A 22,394-nucleotide genomic window follows, 5' to 3' on the forward strand; every position below is an offset into this window, starting at 1 on the left:
CTGTCCTAATCTGCCTCCATATATTTTTGACGGCAGGCTTTAAACCTATAACAGGAAGACCGGCATTAGACAGCCAAACAGGCAGCGGAGGAGAGCAATGAACCCCATTCAAGGAACGACGATCCTCATCACCGGCGGGGCTGGGTTTGTCGGCAGTACAACCGCGGACCAATTAATTGAAGCTGGCGCGGCCGAAGTCCGCGTGCTCGACAACTTTATCCGTGGAAACCTCCGAAACGTCGAGAAGGCTAGAAGCACAGGACGCTTGGTTGTTATTGAAGGCGATGTCCGCGACCGCGACTTGGTCGACAGCTCCATAGCTGGCGTGGACTATGTCTTCCACGAAGCTGCGTTGCGCATCACAAGGTGCGCCGAGGCACCGCGCGAGGCTGTCGAAGTTCTCATCGACGGTATGTCAAACGTCCTTGAAAGCTCCGTGCGCCACAAGGTCAAAAAGATTGTGGCCGCTTCCTCGGCCTCTGTCTATGGCAATCCTTCCTACCTCCCAATGGATGAGGCTCACCCATTCAACAACCGCACGCTTTACGGAGCAGGAAAAATCGCCAACGAGCAGATGCTTCGCTCTTATTACGAGATGTTCCGACTTCCCTACGTCGCCTTCCGCTACTTCAACATCTACGGCCCGCGCATGGACATCGATGGAGTCTATACCGAAGTCCTTATCCGTTGGCTAGACGCCATCGAAGCTGGCCAGCAGCCGAAGATCTTCGGCGACGGCTCGCAGTCCATGGACTTCGTCTTTATCGAAGATGTCGCTCGCGCCAATCTTGCCGGCCTGGTCTCCGACACAACCGACGAGGTCTTCAATGTCGGCCGCGGAGTGCAAACAACGCTGAACGAACTCTGCCATCTCCTGCTAAAGGTCACCGGCTCCTCTCTCCAGCCAGAGTATCTTCCCGCGCGCAAGGTTAATAATGTCCAGGCACGCAGGGCGGCTATCGATAAGGCGCAAAAAATGCTTGGGTTCACAGCGCAGGTCGATCTTGCAAGCGGACTCGAGGCACTGATTCAGTGGCGCGAAGCGGCCAGATCTGAGTTGACCGCCGGAGGTGTCCGATGAGCGTTCTCGCATCTCTCACAGATACTCCTTCGACAACCATCCCTGTTGCGCGCCCCTTCGTCGGCGCCGAAGAAGAACAAGCAGTCATCGAGGTGTTGCGCTCCGGATGGGTTACACAGGGCCCGCGTGTAGCCGAATTTGAACAAAAATTCTCCTCCTATGTCGGCTGCAAACACGCAGTCGGTGTGTCTTCTTGCACCACCGCGCTCCACCTGGCCTTGATCGCGCTCAATATCGGCGCGGGCGACGAAGTCATCTGCCCCAGCCTCTCTTTTATCGCTACAGCAAACTCCATCGCCTATGTCGGAGCAACTCCTGTCTTCGGCGACATCGACCTCGCCACCTACAACCTCGATCCCCACTGCATCGAGGCACTCATTACACCGCGCACGAAAGCTCTTCTCGTCGTCCACCAGATCGGACTACCCGCGGAGATGAACGCCCTGGCGCAGATTGCCCAAAAGCATCATCTTGCCATCATCGAGGACGCCGCCTGCGCCATCGGCTCCGAATACGCAGGACACTTGATCGGTGCGCCAGTGGGAACCATGGCCTGCTTCAGCTTCCATCCCAGAAAGGTTTTGACTACTGGCGAAGGCGGCATGATTACCACTAGTGATACCGCGATCGCCGAACGTCTCCGCCGCCTTAGACAACACGCCATGAGCCTTTCCGACGTGGCGCGTCACAATGCAAAGCAGGTCGTCACCGAAACCTACGACGAAGTCGGTTTCAACTTTCGCATGACTGATATGCAGGCCGCGATCGGCATCACACAGCTTGGCCGCCTGGACAGCTTCCTTGCGCGCCGGCGTCATCTCGCCGCGCGCTATACCGCCGCACTCCAGCATCTTCCCTGGATGATCACCCCCGCAGTCCCTGCCAACTGCCGCCACAACTTCCAGTCCTACATGGTGCGCCTCATCGGCGACCACGCAAAAAATCGTGATGCAATTATGCAGCAGTTACTCGAAAAGAAGATCTCCACCCGCCGCGCGATTATGGCCATCCACCGCGAACTTCCCTACCGCTCCCCGGCATGGGACCGCTCACTGCCTCACACCAATCTGGCCACCGACACCGGACTCATCTTGCCGCTTTTCCATCAGATGACCGAGACCGAGCAGGACTACATCATTGAGTCACTCCAGACCATAGTCCTCTGAGAAGACCTTCCCAGGCATGGAGCTGAAGTCCTGCTACCCGCAGATCTCCAGACAGGGCTCAGAGTGCTGGCTGAAAACCACCAGCACTCCTGCCTCTGCTTCCTGGTACACATCGTTCATCGCCCTGTCTCCTATAGCGCAAGGAAGTTCACGCCCGTCACATTCGCTGTCTTGATAGTGACTGACTTGCTTGAGGGGACAAAGATTACTCCGGACTTCTTTACTTGCACCGTATATGTACCACTCACCAGCCCGCTGAAAGTAAATCCTCCGGATGAGTTTGTAACTGTCGTAGCAGTCGCACCTCCACTCAGAGAGACCGTAACTCCAGCTCCGCCAAGTCCGCTGACCGTTCCCGAAATCGAGAAAGTCTGTGCTGAGGTAAAGTTCGCCGTCGTATTGGCGCCGCTTACCGTCACTGCCCGATTAGCTGGAGTAAAGATGAAGCCGGCCTTTGTCGGCGTCACCGTATAGGACCCGTTCGTCACCGTGAAGCTATACGCACCCGTACTGCTCGCCGTTACCGTCGCTGACGATGTTCCGCTCAGGGTCACTGTCGCTCCATTGCCCCCGGCTCCGCTAATCGTGCCGCTCAGAGTATAGGTCTGCAACTGCGAGCTAAAGTTGGCCGTTGCGTTGGATCCGTTCAACGTCACCGCCTGGCTTGACGGTGTCATCACGTATCCCGCCTTTGCTGGTGTTACGGTATAGCTCCCATTGGCCAATCCGGTAAAGGTGTACACACCAGACGCATTAGCGGTAACAGTACCCGTTGCTGCGCCTCCCAGAGTTACGGTTGCCCCCGACCCTCCCGCACCGCTGATTGTGCCGGAGATGTTGAAAGCCTGACTCGATGAGATTGCCACATTTAGTACATGAGCATTGTTGATCGTCACCGTCGTCGCTGCGGGACTGAATACATAGCCCGCCAGGACAGGAGTGATCGTGTAGGTCCCGTTCGCAAGCCCATTGAAGCTGAATGCACCTGAAGCGTTCGCAGTCGTCGTGGCTGTCGCAGCTCCGCTCAAGTTCACTACTGCACCAGGCCCTCCAACCCCGCTAATGACACCCGCCACGGTATAGGTCGTGGTCGGTGAGTAGATCACATCCACCCAGTAGTTGGCAGCATTGGAGCTGCTGGTTGGAAATACACTCGTTGCCGAGTAGCCGTATAAGCCATTCGGTCCGTCTACACCGTTCTGTAGCGCATCTAGCGGAGGCGCATTCACCCCTTGCGAGGTAAAGAACCCTGAATCGGCTGAATAGTGCCCATCGGGCGCAAAGTACGACGCTACATACGTCGTGTTCGCCTTCACAGCAACAGGTTGCGAGAAGATGACCTGCTGCCAACCAGTGCTGCTTTCGTTGATGAAGGTTGCCGTTGCCAGCAGCGTTCCCGTGCTTGTCCACAGGTTCCCCTGATGAGTTCCCTGATTCGAGAACGACTTATAGAACCGGATACCGGACACATATCCGTCCGCATTAGCACGGAACTTCACGCCCAGCTCCACCGAATTCGTGTCGCCCACGTCAGGCGACCCAGGTGTGGCGGAGGGTTGCCAGATCGTGTCGCATGGGCAGTTGCTCAACACAGCAAAATTGGCACCGGTAATGTTCGCACCATACACGACCAGAGTTAGGTTGCCCGGATTAAAGATCAGGTTTGGAACCGACGGCGTCACTGTGTAGGTCCCGTTAACAAGTCCCCCAAAGCTATAGTTTCCGGAGGCATCCGCCGTCGTTGTCGCCGTTGCTGGACCGCTCAGAGAAACGGTCGCTCCAGCTCCTCCAGTGATGGTTCCGCTGATCGCATACGTAACCACCGTAGCTGTAAAGTTCACCCCCGTGACAGATGCTCCATTCACCGTCACATTCTGGCTCGCCGGGCTCACCGTAAATCCCGCTGTTCCAGGAGTGATCGTGTAGGTCCCGTTTGTCACCTGTTGGAACGTGTAGTTGCCGGAAGCATCCGCCGTCGTAGTGAGCGTGGCCGAACCCGTCAGAGCAACCGTATCACCGCCACCGCCTGTAATCGTGCCGGAAATGCTATACGGGAGGTTCGAGCTAAAGTTGACGGCAAGTTGATGGGCTCCATTAATGGTCACCGTCTGGCTTGCTGGACTAAAGGCAATCCCGCCGTTGCTCGGTGTCACCGTATAAGTCCCATTGGGCAAGCCGCTAAATGCATAGGCACCGGTTGTTCCGGTTGTCGTTGTCAAGCTTACCGGTCCAGTCAGCGTCACCTGAGTTCCGCTTGCTCCCGCCCCAGTAATCGTACCCGCAAGGGTAAAAGTCGTAGCTGGAGCATAGATCACATCTACCCAGTAGTTAGCTGAGTTATAGCTGCTGCTCGGGTAGGTACTCGTTGACGAGTACGAATAGATGCCGTTCAGACCGTCAACTCCATTCTCCAGCGCGTGAAGCGGAGGGTTGTCAACGCCAGCGGTTGCGAAGGCACCCGACGTTGCTGAATAATGCCCCGCTGGTGCGAAGTAGGACGCAATATACGTTGTGTTCGCAGTAACAGGTACTGGATTGGCAAATGTCACCTGCTGCCATCCCGTAGCGCTTTCGTTAGCAAATGAAGCCGTCGCCAGCAAACTGCCGGATCCGGTCTGCGCACTGGTCCACAGGTTCCCAATATGCACGCCCGTGTTGGCGGCGGATTTATAGAAGCGAACGCCCACAACGTAGCCGTCGTTGTCCGCGCGGAACCTCAGACCAAGTTCAATTGATTGTGGATCATTCTGATCAACCACGGTTGGCACCGTCGAAGGTTGCCAAATCGTGTCACATGGGCAGATAGACGGAACAGTAAAGTTAACGCCGGCTACGCTGGCATTGCTTATTGTGACCGTCTGGGTTCCTGGAACCATGACGTAACCGGACTCGCTCGGAGTTACGGTATAGGTTCCTGCGTAGAGGCCACTGAAGCTGTAATTTCCCGAGCTGTCTGCTGTTGTTGTAGTCGGATTCAATCCGTTAAGCGTTACGGTCGCCCCTGCTCCGCCTGCGCCGCTGATTGTCCCACTGATGCTGTAGGATTGATACCCCATGTACACCACATCAACCCAATAGTTGGTCGAGTCGTAGGAATTGACCGGGAAGACTCCTCCGCTGGAGGTATAGATATAAACACCATTGGAACCATCAACACCTTCAGCGAGGGCATGGAGAGGCGGGTTATTCACTCCGGTCGTCGCAAAGTAGTTCGTGTCAGCTGAATAGTGTCCAGACGGAGCAAAGTAAGAGACGATATAGGTCGTATTTGCCGATATTTCGACCGGCTCAGAGAAGTTGACCTGCTGCCAGCCCGATGCTGTCTCATTGGTAAAAGTAGCTGTAGCCAGCAATGCTCCCGTGTCCGACCAGAGGTGGGCCACATGCGTACCCACATTGGTAGCTGCTTTGTAGAAGCGAACACCGGCAATGTAGCCTGTCGCATCCGCCCTGAATTTCACGCCAACTTCAACCGGCGTACCATCGTTACTGTCAGCCAGCGTAGGCACTGACGACGGCTGCCAGATCGAAACACAGGCACACACCTGGCCCTGGAAGTTCACGTTCGTCGCATTCGTGGCAGACAGGCTTACTGATTGCGAGTACGGGGTAAAGATATAGCCTGGAAGGACCGGCGTCACCGTATACGATCCGCCCATCAAGCCCGTGAAGCTGTAGTTCCCTGACGCATCGGCAGTGATCTGCCCCGTCGCAGCGCCACCCAGATTGACCGTCGCTCCGGCACCTCCATTAATTGTTCCGGAAATACTTAGCGGATTTGTCACCGTGGCGGTGAAGTTGACGTTCGACACAGCAGTGCTGTCGATAGTGATCGTCTGAGTTGGCGGGGCAAATGTAACGCCCGGGTTACTCACCGAAACTGTGTATGTCCCATTCACCAATCCATCAAAGCTATAGTTCCCCGATGTATCAGACGTTGTTGTAAGCGACTCAGCTCCGCTCAGGCTTACGGTTGCTCCTCCGCCACCAGTCCCTGCAATCGTTCCAGACAGGCTATAGGTATTCGACGACGTGAAGACCACATCCACCCAATAGTTGGTCGAAAGAAAACTCTGATTGGGGAAGGCGCCTGCGGTCGTGTATAGATACACACCGTTATCGCCATCCACACCATTTTCCAGAGCGTGCAACGGAGGATTGTCATATCCCGACTGCAGGAAGTATTCAGAATCGTCCGAGTAGTGGCCTGAGGGCGCGAAATACGAAGCCACATAGGTCGTGTTAGCAGTAATTGGAATCGGTGAAGAGAAGTAGACCTGCTGCCATCCAGAACCGCTCTCACTGGTGAAGGTCGCCGTGCCCAGCAACGCTCCAGTGCTTGACCACAAATGTCCAATATGAGTGCCTGTGTTCGCCGTCGCCTTGTAGAACCGGATGCCGAGCACAGAGCCATCAGAGTCCGTACGGAACTTCACACCTACTTCAACCGAATTGCCATCTCCGCTATCTGGAGTCTTTGGTGAACTCGATGCATTCCAGATACTGCACGGACAAGTCTGCGGCTGCACGTTGACAGTAACACCGCTGCTTGGAGTTTCAATGTTTCCGCTGTCATCCACCGCGCGGCTTAAGAGGGTGGCCGAGCCGACAACCGATGGCGTCCAGGTATAACTCCAACTCGTACGTCCGCTTGCAGGATGCCAGGTCGTTCCATTGTCACCAGAGACCTCAACTCCAGCAACGACGCCGCCAACATCAGACGCTGTTCCTGAAATCGTAACCCCATTCCCGGTGTTGACTGTCGCATTCGCTGCAGGCGATGTGATTCTTGAAGCCGGAGGCGTTGTATCCGTTGAAGCTGTCGCCGCCGACAGACCAGGCTGCAACGTCGTTGGCTGTACGCCCATGTCGGCAAACAGGTTGACCGTAGCCTGTTGCATATTCGGATCTGGATCGGGCGTGTCGAAGCCGAACGAATTATCGTGGTTGCTGTCCAGGCCCCATGACCATTGCACAGTTCCTGCGCCAAAAACGAGCGCTCCGCTCGGAGCACGATACATCGTCATATGGTGAGTCGCGTTCCCTGCGCCATAGGTTCCACCGTAGTCCAGCAGAAGATCGGTATCCAGGGAATAGGTCGCGGTGGAAAGATCAAATAATCCCGCTGGTCTGAACCCATTATCGACATCCTCGTCCCATTCATATCCTAGGGTTCCCTGAGGCATGGTGTAGGTCTGATTTGCAGCCTGCGAGGCGACTGCGGTATTACGCCAGAAGCGCATTTTCCCGTCCGCGGCAGGAACCTCGAGCGCCAGGCCATTATTGTCTGCGCCCGGCCCATTCACCATGAAGAGGGTACCCGTAAGAGCGTTCTCAGGCTGCCCTCCATCCGAAGGCGGGCTGAAACTCGGATCGCGCCAAGTGCCTGTCCAAGTCGAGGTAGGATCGATCTTCGCAAACGCAAGCGTCTCCTTATAGCAGACCAGTGTTCTATAGGGAGTATTTGATCCGTCGATACTGTTTTCCCAGCGCGTCTTCCAAAACATTCCATTGCCCGTAAAGAACGCCAGGTTCACGCCCGCATCCCGCGCTGCTTTAATATCGGCACGCTGCGGAGCTGAAATATATTCGTCGTGGCCGTCAGCCATATATATCTTGTGGTTAAGAATCAGGCTTCCAGAGCGCGTCGCGTCGACGTCAGTGAAGTAGGTGACGTCATACCCATTTGCTTCGAGCCATCGCACCATGGGATAGTTCGAACCAAAAACCCACGTCGCCGATTCATTATCGAAGCCCCGCGTCAACACGGGACGGTTGTAACTCACCTTATAAGAACGATTAGATAAATCGAAGTTTGGAGTATTGGGTCCATAGAGACTTCCACCGCCATAGTAGTTATAAGCCTGCCAGGTGGAATCATTGGTTTGAAACAAAATATTGGAATGACTCGAGTCATTTCGGACAATAAATACAATGTGACTGTCTCCCCCGGTATCGCTGCGGACCAGATGAGCAAAATAGATACCGGAAGTAGCATTTGCCGGCACCGCCCACGACGCCGAGACGGCCCAATTACCGCAGTCTGCTAGGCCAACACTGGTATTCGTTACACACGCTGGCTGTGTCTGCGGAAGGGATACGGACGGGGTGATCGTGGCGACCTTACGGGCTCCCATCCCCCCGTAATACCCCATACGGTAAATATTGATTGTGTAAGCAGATGCATTCGTGTCGATCTTGAAATAGATCGTGCCGCCCTGGTTCACACTGATATCAGTAGCAAAGCCCTGGATCGAGGGATCGCCCGCATCACCGTTGTTAATGTCCCACTCGCTTTGTGGGTTACCAGGCAGGCAGTTCTCAGCAACAATCGCATTCGCAGGATTGCTGCATTGCGCGTGCACTGCTTCAGTCGCGCCAAATAAGGTCGCAAGCAGCACAGCGAGAAACGCGGAAATGGTCCATTTTGAAGTCTGTCGTCGATAGTTGGGCATAGTGGCCTCGCTTCCGGCTGACCATGCGCATAACACCCTCAAGACTCTATAACTTATTATGGCGGCGCACTGATCCGGTAGATAAACTTGCACGTTACATGCCGAATCTGGCAGCCACCACTATCTATTAGCTATCGTGTCGCGTTCTTTACTCGTGCGCACGGGAAGCACAGCTTTCCAAGTCACTTAAGTTGTCGAATTTCTACTCTCACCCAGCAGATGGGCTGAATCGCCAAGCATTCAGTCAGGATCATGTCGATCCCAGATGAACCAGCTTCCAGGGACCAGAGAAAATGACAATCCGCTTAAAAGTATGCAAAGGGGTGCAAATCGCCATGCCGAACGTTTGCAAACACCTGCGCTATGCAAACCTCTAGCGCAATAATCTCCACAAGAATCCGGTCTAGCTCCCCAAATAGATCACTCTATGGAATCGTAAAGGACGCCTGGTTCGATGGGTCACTCTCAATACCGTTGTAATCCACACTCGTGACGTAGTAGGTGTACGTGGCCCCACTGACCACAGTATTGTCCGCATATGCCGTAGGCACATCCAGTCCAGAGTTGATCAAGGCAAATACTCCGCTGCCGGATGAGCGATAGATGTGATATCCAGCCACAGGATCGGTCGAAGTAGTCGGCGCCGTCCAGCTCAAATCCACTTCGTGTGCCGCCGCTGTACCCGTTCCACTCAGCGTCACCCCAGCCGTGCTCCCCGTGCTCGAGTTGCTCGTGATCGTCAACTGACCCGTCGCTGATCCCGTCGCTGATGGATCGAACTGCACCTGCACCGTCAGCGACTGCGACGGATTCAGCGTCACCGGGAAGCTGCCCCCAACGATGCTGTACCCCCCACCCGTGATCGCTGCCGCGTTCACCGTCACTGCCGTCGTCCCCGTCGACGTCAGCGTCACAGGCTGCGTCGTCGCCGACCCCACCGTCACGCTCCCGAAGCTCAGACTCGCCGTGCTCACCGTCAACTGCGGGTTCGCCGCCGCCGTACCCGTTCCACTCAGCGTCACCCCAGCCGTGCTCCCCGTGCTCGAGTTGCTCGTGATCGTCAACTGACCCGTCGCTGATCCCGTCGCCGATGGATCGAACTGCACCTGCACCGTCAGCGACTGCGACGGATTCAGCGTCACCGGGAAGCTGCCCCCAACGATGCTGTACCCCCCACCCGTGATCGCTGCCGCGTTCACCGTCACTGCCGTCGTCCCCGTCGACGTCAGCGTCACAGGCTGCGTCGTCGCCGACCCCACCGTCACACTCCCGAAGCTCAGACTCGCCGTGCTCACCGTCAACTGCGGGTTCGCCGCCGCCGTCGTTCCCGGTTGATGCCCTTTTCCGCTGCCCTTCATCTTCACCTCGGCAACAGGCTTAGCCGACGCGTCCAACATCGTGAGTTGGCCTGAGTAATCCGAGGCCGCAGAGGGGGTAAACGCCACCTTGACTGCATACGTACCGCCAGATGGGATAGCAATCGGCGTATTATCCCCGCCGACAAGAGAGAACGACCCTCCCGCAATGCTCACCTGAGTCACATTCGCCGTAGTGTCTCCCGCATTGGTCACACTCACGGTACTATCTACAGACTCGCCTACAGCAACCGTGCCAAAGTCCACGTTCCCAGGCGCCGCCAGAAATATCCCTGCCTCCGCTCCATTGAGTCCAGAACCACACCCCGATATTGCTACCGTCACGCAGCAGACGAGCGCAAGGAAAAGAACGCGAAGGCGCCCATTCCGCGACACAGCTGTTTTCTTTTTCGAAAAAGGGACTTCATCAACACAAAAACCCATTGCGGTTGATGCCGGATGGTGGGGGAGTGGGGAGAATATGTAGTTATGCGGCACCTAACATCACCTCTTTAAACATGCAAAAAAATGCATGACTTAAAGGCAGAGGCAAAAAAAGCAAGAGGCAACGCTACTTAAGTTTTCTTACACACTGCACCCGCCTGAGTCGGGGAGGTCTATGGATGCAGTAGGGTTCTTCTTTCTTGCCCGATACCCGTAAGCAGGTATCCAGGTTGCCGATTTCCGTTCCCTGAACCTTGGCGCAAAACCACACAATTCACAGCACATTACGCAGAACAAGGCAAATCGGGAATCGCGGCACAGTGAATGCATTTATGCCTCACTCGTCGAGATTGACATCCCCGAATGGGCTACGCAATCACACTAATTGGTTACTAGTTGGAGTAATCAGTTAGTTACTTCCGAAATCGTTTATATCAGGGGCCAAGCTTCTCGATCAAGCAGAAGAATGCACACAACTCTATGCATATTCTCCTTCCGCACAACTAAGTACACTCATGTCCGTAGTTCGGCGGACCGAAAAAAATCGAAAAAATACGTCGCAAGTCAAGCACTCCTGCCCGACGCAAACGTCATCATCTGACCTGGCCGCTTTTGGCAAGGTTCTCCCCACTATGTTCCAGCAGCGTATCCACGATATATTTTCCAATCGCCAGCGATGCTGTCGCCGCCGGTGAAGGCACATTGCAGACATGCATCATCCCCTCCGTATAGACGAAGCGGAAATCGTCAATCAACCGACCATCTCGCGACAGAGCCTGTGCCCGCACCCCGGAACCCCCAGCCCGTAGGTCATCGGCCGTCAACTCCGGCATCAGCTTTCTGAGCGCATGAACAAAGGCCGCTTTGCTCCACGACCTGCGATATTCCCCCAGCGCCATCCGCCAATGTTCCGCCGCCATTGACCAGAAACCAGGAAAAGAGCCAAACCGCGCGACATCACCAGCATCGAACGAAGTTTTCTTATATCCTTCGCGTTTCAGCGCTAGCACTGCGTTCGGCCCCGCCTCCACGCCACCCCCGATGCGCCGCGTAAAGTGCACACCCAGAAACGGAAACTGCGGATCCGGAACAGGGTAAATCAGGCCCTTTACCATGTGATGTTTCTCTGGGACGAGCTCATAATACTCTCCGCGAAACGGAACAATCGTCAGGTCAAGCTTTGCGCCAGCCATCTTGCTCACACGGTCGCTTTGCAAGCCTGCACAGTTGATGACCCATTTCGCTTCGATCGCTCCATCTGTCGTTTCCACCACCGTGCTTGTTCCCCGATACTTCAATCCCGTTACTTCACATGAAAGATAGATAGCCCCTCCGCGTCGCACTGTCAGGGCGGCATACGCCTCCGCGACCTCGCGGTAGTTCACTATGCCCGTTCCAGGTACCCATATACCTCTGAGTCCTGTCGCATATGGTTCGATCTCACGTATCTCCTCGGGGCCTAACATCCGTAACCCCTTCAAACCATTGCCATGGCCTCGACGGTAAAGTTCGTCTAGTCGGGGAAGCTCCATCTCTGTCGTCGCGACAATTACTTTGCCGCAAATGTCATAAGTCACATTGTTTTCGTTGCAAAATGCAATCAGGGCCGCAGCACCTTCCACGCAAAGCCTCGCCTTCAGGCTCCCTGGCTTGTAGTAAATCCCAGAGTGGATAACGCCGCTGTTGTGGCTTGTCTGATGAGCCGCGACGCGTGATTCTTTCTCAATAACCGCGACATGAAGGCCGGGAAAGCGGCTTACAATCTCCAGCGCCGTCGCCAACCCAACAATGCCAGCGCCGATGATCGCAACGTCAACTGAAGAAGAGATCGCTATGTTGTTCGCTCACAATCGAAATTTCTCTTACCTGAGAGATCGTAGCCTAACGATGGATCTTCGGCAGGTCAATCTTCACATCACATAATCGAAATCGCGCCTACAACAGCCTTAGCTCTGTCGATCGCACTTTAGCGGATGCAATCTTTACAAGGGGTAACTTCATGGTTACTGACGCTGAGGTCAGTAACTTCACACTTTACAGCAACCTATGCAGCTCCTCGGAGAGCTAGGCATCACGCCTATTGCCTCTCATCTATTTATATATGTTGACTTACATCATTAATGAAGGTTTGCAAAAGTTTGCCAACTACAACTTTTTGTGAATTTTATTGACACACTTGTGGGATTGTTATAAATTGCATCAACTTAACGCGAATAAGAGCCCTTTCTCAGAGCCAAGTGCAGTCTGGATAGTAACTTGCCAGCTTGTTACGCCCAGAAAGGTACCCACGATGTCGGCAATTGCTGTACTTGCAGGATTGAATCATTTGCTAGCTGCCTTGGACAACCCACGCTGCTATGACAGCGTGTCGTATATTCGGGCCAGGTTATTCAGGGTTCACTACACATCAGGATGATGTAACCAACTTACGGACTAAAGTATCCGGTTGGTTGGAGTTTGTTTGTTGTAATTGCGTATTTCTCCAATTTTCTGCCTGGGGTGTTCCAATGCATCAAACCATACATATTCTTGCAGTTAGCGACAATGTTGATATTCGCAATTTGATCCAGTCAACGTTTGAGGCCCGTGGTCAATTAGCAATTTGCGTCCCCTCCTCCCAGGAAGCGATCCATCTTCTTAATCGTGGCATCCAGGCGGAGATCATCCTTTTCGACGCAAACGCGAACAAGCTTGCACCCGCCCCTTCCCCTCTGGGGCTGTTTGAGAAAATTACCGATGAAAAGCTTTGCGTTCTCTCGGGGCCCAGTGACACATCGTGGGAGCATTACGCAGCGAAATGTGGCATCGCCACCACGTTGACTCTGCCTCTGCGGCGGCAGGATATTGAAAACCTGTCTGAAAAGACCAAAGAGTACGCATCCTTCCAACCCTCTACAGGTGCGTCCCAGACATCCTGCCACCTTGAAGAGTTGGACAACAATCGGTTCTTCCTCGCCGCATCTTCCCCCATGATGAAACTCTACCGCGACGTCCGTGCACTTGCGCCCGTCGACATTCCCGTTCTTATCCTCGGCGAAAGCGGAGTGGGCAAGGAAGTAGTGGCTATGTTGTTGCACAAATACCACGCCCGCGCAGAGAAAACCTTCCTCAATGTCAATTGTGCCGCGCTGCCAACCGAACTACTCGAAAGTGAGCTCTTCGGTTACGAGGCAGGAGCCTTTACCGGCGCCACCAAAGCTAAACCCGGAAAATTTGAGCTCGCCAACAAAGGCACTTTGCTCCTCGATGAGATTGGCGAGATGAGCTCACAGATGCAGGCAAAGCTGCTCCATGTTCTACAGGATGGCAGCTTCTGCCGTCTCGGAGCTCGCACGACCACGCAAGTCGATGTGCGCACTCTTGCGGCGACAAACATCAATATGGAGGAGGCCATCGCGCAAAAGCGATTTCGCGAAGACCTCTACTATCGACTCAACACATTGACCCTCACCGTGCCGCCCTTGCGTGAGCGCCGCGAAGAGATTCCGCTGCTTATCGAGCAGATGACCCGGCGTGGCTCAGCTGAGCTTGGGCAACCCTTTGCCTTCTCTCGTCGCCTGATCGAAACGGCACAGGATTACCACTGGCCAGGCAATGTCCGCGAGCTCCGCAACTTCGTCACCCGTACGCTAATTTTGCAGGACGAGCGATCTGCCTACAACGATCTGCATGCCAAGATCCGGACTGAGGCACCATGCACAACAGCAGTCGCCGTCGAAGTTCCTATCCAGGAAAAGAAAGCTGCGATCCCTGTCGGCATGAAAGACGTAATCTCGGATGTCAAGAATCAGGCAGAGATTCGGATGCTTCAAGACGCCCTGTTGGCCTCGGGCTGGAACCGCAGACGGGCCGCGATTAACCTCAACATCAGTTACCGCAGCCTCTTATATAAAATTCAACGGCATGGGCTAACTGCACATCATGAAAGCTCAGTAGCCTGAGCCTTAGCGCATCGCAGCGTCAAATCAGATTTGGCGCTGCGATGTCATGCCCACCAGTGAAGCAAATCAAACAAGCTCAGGTGGAGCAGTGTTCAAAATAATCTCCACCGTCTGTGAGCCCAGCCGAGGATGCGTAGCTGTTAGGTGGACTGTTCCAGACTTCTCCTGGGCACGTACCCACACCGCACCCGTCCCTCCGATCAGGGAAAAGGGATTGTCGCCAATCAGATCGGCCGGCCCCTCCAGCTTCAGGATGACGGCATCATTCGCATACGTTCGTATCGCGCCAAACTCATCGGTAACACGCAACACTACGCGTGTAGTATCCGCACCATCTGCCACAAGAGAGGTGTCGTCCGGCAAGAGCATAAATTTCCTGTTAACTCCTCTACCCGAAAGCGACTTTGATATGACCTTCTCACCCTTCAGGTAGCCGTCGATCCGGAGATCGCCCCACCCATGCCTGTTGCTGGAGGGGATCGTTCTCCGATCGAGAATAAACGGAGGATAGGTCAGGTGATCGAACTCTTCACGTGCTGGATCGAGTTCAGCCACCAGTTCCCAGGGATTGCTCTCCACGCTGTCCGTGCGGATATAAAACTTCAGATGATCGCAGTTAGAGCAGACAACTGCCTTTGTAAAGCTGGTTGACTCATCACTGTTCGCCCAATGAAATGCAGGTTCCAGCACAATCTCCTTCGCTGGATCGCACTGCGATTTATAAAATCCCGCAGCAGGTTTCGGCTCACGGAAGATATCCATCACACCGTGGTAGCAAATGCGATCGCCTGCGCCAAAGTTTGCATGGGTGTTGTAGTCAAACGCGCACCATCCAATGCCGCCTGCGTACTGAGGATCAGAGGCTAGCTGATTGTGAATCCGCGCGTGGCGCAAGGTATGCTCACGCTGTCTTTCGTCATCATCGGTCGTCTTCGTTGGGAACGTATGCCCGACAAACTCTGTATTGAGATAGCGCGGATGATTCGGCTTTTTAAGCGGGAACCCGAAATCATTCATAGTGAATACGTCTTCTAGAAACTCCGATTCCTGAAAATTTCGTATTCCTCCAGTCTGTCGAGTCGGGTCGAGTAAATGGGCCAGTGCATTCGTGCTTGTGTAGAAATCATGATCGTCCTTGGACTCATTAATACGTACACCCCAAAGAATGATCGATGGATGGTTCCAGTCTCTCCGGATCATCCGGCCAACATTGTCAATTGCAACCTGCTTCCATGCCTCCGGCCCGATATGCTGCCATCCCGGAATCTCCTCCAGCACCAGCAGTCCAATCTCATCGCAGCAGTCAAGGAAGTGTCGTGATTGCGGATAGTGGGACGTTCTGACAATGTTGCAATGCAAATTTTCCCGCAAAATCTTCGCATCCTGGCGCTGAACTCGTGCTGGCATGGCCTGTCCCACAAACGGAAAAGTCTGATGGCGGTCCAGCCCCCGTAGCTTGATGATCTTCCCGTTGAGTGAAAATCCATGGTCCGTGAACATCGCTTCTCTAAAACCAATGCGGCGCGCATCCTCATCAATCACACGGCCATCCACCAACAGGCGAACACGGACCTCATACAAATGAGGAGTCTCGAGGTCCCATAGCTTGATTCCATCAATCTCTTTCAATGAGATCGTCTGCCGCGCCCCATCGTGGATGGTCTCCGTGCTGCTATAAACCGGTGCGCTGGTAGATGGATCAGCAGATGCATCCGGATCTGACCTGTTTACGCGCATGACAGTATGGCGCGCTTTGGCCAGGATATGTTGTCCTTCGCAAAGTTCCGCTTCGAGCGAGAGGGCTCCACCAGCCACTTCCTGACCGGCCAGGAAGCAATCCACCTCAAGCGATGGCTTGCTGCTCAAAACATCAGTAGGTCTCGCAAATATATTGTCCAGATAAGTAGCAGGAACAATTCTCAACGCGACCTCGCGGTAGATGCCGCCAAAGGTCATGTAGTCGATCTCGTTCCCAAAAGGCGGAATGTCGGCACGCTCGGTAGAGTCGAGCTGCACTACCAGAACGTTGTCTCCGTTCGGCTGAAGATGAGGCGTCAACTCGAATGAAAATGGCGTGTAGCCGCCCTTGTACTCACCCAGCAAGCTGCCGTTGATCCACACAGTGGATGCGGTCATCGCTCCTTCAAAATCAACGAAGACACGCTTCCCCTGGGCGCCGCTCGGCACTCGAAAGCGCCGCCGATATGTCGACACAAACTCGTATTCCCGGTCGTCGAAGTTATGCCAGGGCAGCCGTACGTTAGCATGTGGCAGTGCAACAGGTTCGAACCCGGAGTCATCAAACTCGATCATCTCCGCTCCCGCAACTTTCTTGGGGGAGTAGCGCCAATTGCGATTCAATGGATAGGTTATCCTCCCACCCGCGATCGGTTGATCGGCGGCATGTGCGGGAATGCCAGGAAGGGCGGTAGCTGCTAAAAGAGTGCTTGTCGTCTTTAAAAAATCGCGTCTGTCCATAACTGTTCGTAATCCATAGGTATCACAATTCTCTAAACAAAGTAAGCGGTTACAGAATTGTTGTAGGGTTTGCAGTTGTCTTCCAAACCAGGACACAGCACCTCTTCCTTCTTCTGCCGCATCGCTCTAAACTTCTTCTGTTGAAGAGCGATGACTTCCAGCATCTGCTCGCGTTCTGCCACTGAGATGTGCCGTCACATAACAATCCGGTTCACTGCTGCAGCCTGCGCTTTCCTCACGGCGCTGCTCTGCGCCCAGACGCATCGCACACAGCGCAGAAAACCATCCACAGCCATCACAGCAACACCTACTCCTCCCTTGCAGCAGTCAGCTGCGCCAACCCCGTCACTCACGCCAGCGGAGCTGCCCGCCCAACCGGCTCAGGTGACATTCTCAAACGGATTGCTCACCGTCTCAGCGCACAACTCTAGCTTGAACCAGATCCTCAGCGACATCTCCCGTCAAACCCGTATAAAGATCACTGGAGGCGTCGCAGACGAGCGGGTCTTCGGCAGCTACGGACCGGAGTCACCCGCCCAGGTGTTGAACTCGCTCCTCGACGGTACATCCAGCAACATGATGCTCGTAGGCAGCAGCGGGCCGGCGCCTGCGGAGCTGATCCTCACGCCACGCTCTGGAAGCGCAACACCTCCAAGCCCTATGGCCAGCGCGGCAAACCAGAACCAGCAACCTGCAGGTCCGCCTCCAACCGCACCCTACAAAGGCTCTGCCACCGAAATGGCTCCAGCCGGCCCCGCTGTAGCAGCCCCTGCGCCCCCTGCACAGTCAGCCCCAAACTCAGAACTGCCCACCGGTGCCCACACCCCGCAAGACATCTTTAACCAGTTAATGAAAATGCGCCAGCAGCAACACAACAACCAGCAACAGTAGTCAGCGCTTGCTCTTTTTCACACAAAAAATCAGAGACCTTAGCTTCTGAGTTTTCTTTCCCCCAAAAATGGCTGGTCCGCAGCGGAAGACCTTCAACTAGATCTCGCTTGAGCGGAGGTTGAGGAGAATCCTTGCATGTTCGATTTAGCTGATCTGATCTTCCTGCTCCGTCACAAGCAGATATCCCTTGCCAGATGGGACTGAAATAGATTGCCGAGGATCGAACTTCTGCGCGCCTTGAAAATAGCCCATCTCATGAGCCACTAGCTTGGTTCGATGCTCATCCAATCCAAGTGCCTTCCAATCAAATTCCAACTTTACATTGGTGGTCTGGTTAGCCCAGCTTGCGATAGCAATCAATGACTTATCTTTTTTCTTGTACACCGTCGCTAACACGTCCTGCCGACCTGTCTTTATGGGAACTTCCTTGTCCCACCAGCCAATCATCTCGGCATCTTCTATTCCGAAACTATCCCAAAGCTGCCATATCGGTGTTGGCAAAGGACCAGTGTAGAGAGCACGATTTGTCATGCCAAAGAGCATGCCTCGCCACGGATTCGGATGTTCCAGCATATCGGAGCTTAGCCCAAAGGGAATGCCCGACATCTCAATCAACCAGAAATCCGGTGGCGAATCGGGATTGAAACCTTCTCCTAGCCAAAGCCTGTCTATGTACGGCAGATGCTCCATGTAATAGCCAATTGGGCATTGGCATGACCACCACATATCATTGCCATGCATATCGATCATCGCGCCTGGGCGACCCTCCAACACTCGCCGAACCCGTTGCATAGTTTTGCGTGTGTAGCCAATCTCATCCAGATACAGGCCATCGATAGGTACATTCTTCAGCAACCAGTTCAAACCTTCCAGATAAAAATTTGCCAGGCGCGAATCGGAATAGACACGAAGCGAGGTATCAATATCGCCGGTGGGAGTAAGCGTAATCCAGCCCGCGGAATAATCGTCGCGTAGATGTTCCTGCAGCCAAAAATCAAGCTGAGGATCACCCTGCCCTTGCGTCCCTCCTACGCGATAAATCTCATGGCCAAGGCTGCGGAACGTCCATAGCTCAGGAAGTCGAGTCGTCAGCTCGCGCATCGTGTAATAGATCTTTATCTTCATGCCCAGCTCATGAGCAGTACTGACATACGGTGTCAATAGATCCAAATTTAGAAATGGATAGTTGATGTACATATTGGGGAGAGTCCCTTGGTGAATGTTATTCACCGTCGCGCCCAGCTCGCGCAGCTCCTCCGGAGGCTGGTACGCATGGGAATAGCGATACTTCCACCTCTGTGGATCGAGAGGTTTTACTGGAGTTGGTAGAAGCCTGAAGGATAAATTTACTTCCTCCCCAGCCGATATCTTTCTCGAACCACAGCTGGCCCGCAACAAAAGGCGGCCCCCATTCTCGCTGAAACTTACAGAGCCGTTCTCATCATTTCTCCACCCACCTGGTAATGATGAAAGTTTGCAATATAGTCCGGCCGCCACATCTCCCATCCACAAAAAGAAATCGAGATTACTTCCCTGGTCTTTCCATCTCTGAGGTTGCTGCGACCACTTCCATTGCCATGAACGGGAACGCTCACCGCCCTTTAATCCCATACCAACCGCATAAGGAGCCAGTTCTTTCTTGTATGGAATTTCAAGAACAATGTTAGAAACAGACTGCGTTTGACGGCTGGATAACTTCACATCAAAACCGATTCCTCCATCAAATTCGATCACAGTCGTCACATCGAGCTTGAACAATCCAGATGTACCGACAGAAGATAGAACCGCTTTTGCATCGTTGATGCTCTCTACCTTACTCGTACCTTTCCATGCGGTTCTATCTCGATTCACAGACAGCGTGACAGGGCCAGCCAGAAGCTCCCGCTGATTGGACAAAATACTCACCGGAAAGCCAGTATCCCCAAAGCGAACTTCCCTGCCGAGGCAACGCACCGTCTGCCCATCTACCTGCACTGGGCTATAGGGAGCTGTAATCTTATCTTCCTGACCAATTTTTGAGTTCAACCAATCAATACGAGCGAGCCTCCATCCCTGGTCCACACCACCCGCGCGAATAAATTCCTTATTCACAGCGAGCTCGACGGCCACAGGAAACTCAGCACTCTTACCAATCCGAACAACTATTTTTCCTTGATACCTACCCGGTTTAGCGTGGAGCGGCACATGTACCGCACACCATAAAGCAGTTATCTTTCCTGGGATGGCCTTCACCGGCGTGTGTGTCGATTCTCCCGTTGCACTAACAATATCTGTATTTACGCAGGTCCACGCAGATGCCGGAATCTTTTCACCCTCATCCAGGCCATCAAGATCCTCGAACCGCAAATCAAGCGACACATCCTGTGCGAAATGGTCCTCGCGCAAGTAAATTCCGAGTTGCAAAACATAGGTCTCTCCGCGCAAGACAGTCGCTGAAAATAATTCCTGCGTCCCACGCTGCACCCAGCGCAGAGGAAGACGATCGGACATCTGAATCGGATGCTCGCAATCTTCTACAAAAATTAAGGCCGCCTCAGAGTTCCTGGCACAAAGCTCCTGGACTTCGTCTTTCGTCGCCGGAACCAACATTGGATAAAACGAATCCAGTGCCGTACGTGACTGGAATTCGACAAGCACAGCTCGCGGCAAACTCTGCAACTTATCTTTTGCGCCAGCATATTGCCGTTGCCAGCCAGCCTCACTTTGCTGTTCCGGCTTTCTGTACTGCCCTTTCGGTCCAAGTACAGAGCGGCGAGCATTCATTTGCGGAAAATAATAAATGAAATAATTTCCCGCCTGTTTTGCCTCAAATACGACATCACCGTAATCCTCATAGACATTCGGCGCAGCAGCATTCAGCACCTCTGTACCATCCGGAGCATAGACCAACACTGCCTTCTGATCTGGATCAGCATCTGCTCGCCTCCACTTGATATGCGCCCAGACTGCTACGTTCGGCTCACCGACATAAACTTTCGCGCGATGATTTCCCAACAAATGCGACCACGGCGAGTCCGCTACGGTATAAGGAGCCTCCTCGCTGTACGCTATTTCCTTCTTATTTTCCGCGCGAAGACTGACAGGAGCAGCAGCGAATGCAACCGCTGATCCTAATACGGCAAGAAGTTCTCTACGTGAAGTATTTGGCATCTATTTTGTCCAGATAATTTAGGTGCGATCTACAAACAAAGCTGCGAACGATGCAATCTTTGGCGTACATACAGATTTCATAATCTTCAATCGCAGCGAATCAGTTTCTACCTTCGGAAAAGCCTCGATCCTCTTATGGCCAATAGAACTTCCCGTCAGCAACGTTCTCCACTGACCACCATCCCTTACTTCCACGACGTACTCCCGTACACGCTGCCCCTCGGCGATTCGTTCCTGCAGAACGACATGATCAATCCACCTTCGTTCATGCAGTCGCAATTCAATCTGCACACCTTCACCGGAGGTTTCAGCAAGCGGCGCATCAAATCGTCTACGCAACTCACTACCGAACTCGGCCGTGCGCACCGCATCCGCTTGCGGAATTACGCCGGTTCTGTCCGGACATTGGTTCAACAGCAGGTTGGCTCCTCGGCCGACAGATTTGTAGTAAATCTCCATCAGCTTGTCTAACGACTTCAGCGTTTTAGCATTTGTTGTAGACCAGAACCAGTCATCGCGAATCGGCACATCGCATTCTGCCGGCAACCACACATCCCCATCCGGACTTCCCGCACCTGACGCACCTCCCGTCAGATGTTCCTGCTGCGTCACTGTATCCCACAACGGATACGGTGCCAGCCCTTCTTCATTTCCCACCCAACGAATCGTTCCTGCTGCTGTATTGAAGATCATCGCCTGCGGTTGATACTTGTGAACGATAGGACCAATCAGCTCTGCTCGGGCACTGCCATCAAACCACACTTCAAACATCGAGCCATAGCGTGTCATCAGCTCAATTAGTTGCCGACGATAGATATTGTCATATCTCGCCTGTTCCTCCGGATTACCAGAAAGAACCTTACCTGCAAGTCCCGCGCGATGATGATCATCTCTTGGAGAAACATAGACACCGAAACGCACATTGCGCTTTCGACATGCAACAGCCAACTCACCTACAATGTCACCCTTCCCGTCCTTATAGGGCGTACTGGCAATCGAATAATCTGTAGTTGACGTAGGCCAAAGGCAGAAACCGCCTACATGCTTTGCCGTCAAAACAATGTAGCGTGCGCTCATCGACTCAGCTACATCAACCCACTGGTTCACATCCAGCCGATAAGGATTGAAAATCTTCGGATCGCTGACGCCACCTTTATCTCCCTGCATATCGTAATAAATATTTGGCGCAAAATGGATAAACATGCCCATCTGCACGTTCTGCCATGCAAGCTGCAATGGTGTCGGTTTAGCCAACGCTTCGCATGACTCCTCACCTTCACTGAAGGCCCATGCAGACGAAGAAACACAAAGCATGGCCGCGGCCGATCCGGCACAACCAAGAAAACTTCTTCGAGACCAACGCATACTATATAAATCTCCACAATTTGAGCTCTAAAAAGGACAGCACCGGAAGGATGATAGAAATCTTTCAT

General features: G+C 53.7%; 10 protein-coding genes. 4 read left to right on the forward strand and 6 right to left on the reverse strand.

Annotated elements, in window-relative coordinates; translation table 11 throughout:
- Positions 1–97: 97 nt before the first annotated feature.
- Together IEX36_RS04705 and IEX36_RS04710 are read left to right on the forward strand one after the other, a co-directional pair.
- Positions 98–1,081 (forward strand): NAD-dependent epimerase/dehydratase family protein, encoded by a 984-nt coding sequence (locus IEX36_RS04705; RefSeq protein ID WP_229668715.1) that lies wholly within the window; start codon positions 98–100, stop codon positions 1,079–1,081.
- Positions 1,078–2,247, forward strand: coding sequence for a DegT/DnrJ/EryC1/StrS family aminotransferase (locus tag IEX36_RS04710; protein WP_188758132.1), 1,170 nt, complete (start codon positions 1,078–1,080; stop codon positions 2,245–2,247). Before IEX36_RS04705 ends, IEX36_RS04710 begins: the two co-directional genes overlap by 4 nt.
- Before the next feature lie 131 nt (positions 2,248–2,378).
- Here IEX36_RS04710 and IEX36_RS04715 read toward each other — a convergent pair whose 3' ends face one another.
- The 3 genes from IEX36_RS04715 to lhgD all read right to left on the reverse strand — a co-directional run bounded on the left by IEX36_RS04715 (position 2,379) and on the right by lhgD (position 12,336).
- Positions 2,379–8,702, reverse strand: coding sequence for a DUF4082 domain-containing protein (locus tag IEX36_RS04715; RefSeq protein WP_188758133.1), 6,324 nt, complete (start codon positions 8,700–8,702; stop codon positions 2,379–2,381).
- Between the two features lie 425 nt (positions 8,703–9,127).
- Entirely contained in the window at positions 9,128–10,453 is a 1,326-nt protein-coding gene (locus IEX36_RS04720) for a choice-of-anchor D domain-containing protein (protein WP_188758134.1), read from the reverse strand.
- Between the two features lie 641 nt (positions 10,454–11,094).
- Entirely contained in the window at positions 11,095–12,336 is a 1,242-nt protein-coding gene (gene lhgD / locus IEX36_RS04725) for an L-2-hydroxyglutarate dehydrogenase (RefSeq protein WP_308422313.1), read from the reverse strand.
- A 672-nt stretch (positions 12,337–13,008) separates the two neighbouring features.
- Between lhgD and IEX36_RS04730 the strand changes: the two genes are divergently transcribed.
- The gene (locus tag IEX36_RS04730; RefSeq protein WP_188758135.1) at positions 13,009–14,442 is read left to right on the forward strand and encodes a sigma-54 interaction domain-containing protein; all 1,434 of its coding nucleotides are present in this window, start codon (positions 13,009–13,011) and stop codon (positions 14,440–14,442) included.
- 66 nt (positions 14,443–14,508) lie between these two features.
- Here the strand turns inward: IEX36_RS04730 and IEX36_RS04735 are convergent, their stop codons facing one another.
- Positions 14,509–16,920, reverse strand: a complete 2,412-nt coding sequence (locus IEX36_RS04735) for a glycoside hydrolase family 2 TIM barrel-domain containing protein (protein ID WP_188759828.1) — start codon at positions 16,918–16,920, stop codon at positions 14,509–14,511.
- 150 nt (positions 16,921–17,070) lie between these two features.
- On the opposite strand from IEX36_RS04735, the gene IEX36_RS04740 reads away from it, so the two are divergent.
- On the forward strand, positions 17,071–17,811 hold the full coding sequence (locus IEX36_RS04740; RefSeq protein WP_188758136.1) for a hypothetical protein: 741 nt from the start codon (positions 17,071–17,073) through the stop codon (positions 17,809–17,811).
- Between the two features lie 144 nt (positions 17,812–17,955).
- Here IEX36_RS04740 and IEX36_RS04745 read toward each other — a convergent pair whose 3' ends face one another.
- Together IEX36_RS04745 and IEX36_RS04750 are read right to left on the reverse strand one after the other, a co-directional pair.
- Positions 17,956–20,961, reverse strand: coding sequence for a glycoside hydrolase domain-containing protein (locus IEX36_RS04745; RefSeq protein ID WP_188758137.1), 3,006 nt, complete (start codon positions 20,959–20,961; stop codon positions 17,956–17,958).
- Positions 20,962–20,979: 18 nt separating this feature from the next.
- The gene (locus IEX36_RS04750; protein ID WP_229668717.1) at positions 20,980–22,326 is read right to left on the reverse strand and encodes an alpha-L-fucosidase; all 1,347 of its coding nucleotides are present in this window, start codon (positions 22,324–22,326) and stop codon (positions 20,980–20,982) included.
- Between the last annotated feature and the right edge of the window lie 68 nt (positions 22,327–22,394).

The organism is Edaphobacter acidisoli (assembly GCF_014642855.1).
Classification (GTDB): domain Bacteria; phylum Acidobacteriota; class Terriglobia; order Terriglobales; family Acidobacteriaceae; genus Edaphobacter; species Edaphobacter acidisoli.

Bases quoted from the DNA above. Each gene is read 5' to 3' on its own strand.
- IEX36_RS04705 (WP_229668715.1), top strand. From the start codon at position 98: ATGAACCCCATTCAAGGAACGACGATCCTCATCACCGGCGGGGCTGGG.
- IEX36_RS04740 (WP_188758136.1), top strand. From the start codon at position 17,071: ATGACTTCCAGCATCTGCTCGCGTTCTGCCACTGAGATGTGCCGTCAC.
- IEX36_RS04745 (WP_188758137.1), bottom strand. From the start codon at position 20,961: ATGCCAAATACTTCACGTAGAGAACTTCTTGCCGTATTAGGATCAGCG.
- IEX36_RS04710 (WP_188758132.1), top strand. From the start codon at position 1,078: ATGAGCGTTCTCGCATCTCTCACAGATACTCCTTCGACAACCATCCCT.
- IEX36_RS04750 (WP_229668717.1), bottom strand. From the start codon at position 22,326: ATGCGTTGGTCTCGAAGAAGTTTTCTTGGTTGTGCCGGATCGGCCGCG.
- IEX36_RS04735 (WP_188759828.1), bottom strand. From the start codon at position 16,920: ATGGACAGACGCGATTTTTTAAAGACGACAAGCACTCTTTTAGCAGCT.
- IEX36_RS04730 (WP_188758135.1), top strand. From the start codon at position 13,009: ATGCATCAAACCATACATATTCTTGCAGTTAGCGACAATGTTGATATT.
- IEX36_RS04715 (WP_188758133.1), bottom strand. From the start codon at position 8,702: ATGCCCAACTATCGACGACAGACTTCAAAATGGACCATTTCCGCGTTT.